The organism is Alcanivorax sp. HI0044 (assembly GCF_001634945.1).
This window is the reverse complement of record NZ_LWEZ01001318.1, coordinates 1-934: the sequence shown is the minus strand read 5'-3', so window position 1 is coordinate 934 and position 934 is coordinate 1. Positions and strand designations below refer to the sequence as shown.

Below are 934 nucleotides of genomic sequence, written 5' to 3'. Positions count from 1 at the left end.
ACCGGGAGTTTGGCGGGGCGCTTGGCGCGACTGATGTTCTCCACCTCTCCCAGAGGCTGATGAATCACATGTCGATACAGGAAAACCAGAGCATTTAGCGCCTGATTTTGAGTGGCAGCAGCCACATTTCGGCTTGTTGCAAGCCAGGTTAGGAAGAGAGATACCTCTCGTTCGGCCATCTCGGCAGGATGGCGTAACTTGTGAAAGCGTATGAAATAGCGAATCCAGTACCAGTAGGTTTTCTCGGTACGATGACTGTAATGGCGCACCCTGATCGCCTCGCGAAACTGCTCACGAAGCCTGGGGCGGCCTGCACGCTCCTTGTGCATGGGCTGACTCCTGTAACTTAGCTGTACATATGGACAGCATTATTGAGTTAGAGAAATGAAGAAGTCAACATATTGAATAATGCGCTGGGAGGCTGGTTTGTAACTTGCTGACTTTTCTGGTTTTATCTTTCAATATGCAAATTGATAAACCGTGATATGAAGCCGGCGCGTTCATTGGATATTCGAGCCGGCTTCCTAATACCTGTTATATGCTCGCAGAGGGTAAACCTCAAACCTCGAGGAATTTAATTTGGAGATGATAATTACAATTGCGGGTACTGTGCTGACTGCTATCGGCACTGGTGTCACAGTTTGGCAGGCGTCGAAAGTTAAATCCTATAGGGATCAGATCGCTTTTGACCTCAGAAAGCTCCACTTGTCGGAAGTCGCGGAGTTGTTAAAGAGGGCGCAAGATGAAGGACGAAAACTTCTCTCTCAAGTGCAGCAGTTGAATCGTGGAAAAAGCATATTGACCATAACTGATGCGATTCAGTCATATATTGATAAGGCCGTAAATTTAATTCACTTAAACGGCCCGGACTCAGATCTAAGAACCCAAATCTTACAGTCTCAACAAAAATTACGACAGTTCCAGAACACTGAGG

Annotated in this window: 2 protein-coding genes; one reads left to right on the top strand and one right to left on the bottom strand. The window is 46.9% G+C overall.

The window, feature by feature from the left end:
• Nucleotides 1-329, bottom strand: a 329-nt coding sequence (locus tag A3730_RS19410) for a phage integrase N-terminal SAM-like domain-containing protein (RefSeq protein WP_197477533.1), incomplete at its 3' end; no start/stop codon positions are given.
• A 250-nt stretch (nt 330-579) separates the two neighbouring features.
• Here A3730_RS19410 and A3730_RS32755 point away from each other — a divergent pair.
• Nucleotides 580-934, top strand: a 355-nt coding sequence (locus A3730_RS32755; protein ID WP_231883999.1) for a hypothetical protein, incomplete at its 3' end; no start/stop codon positions are given.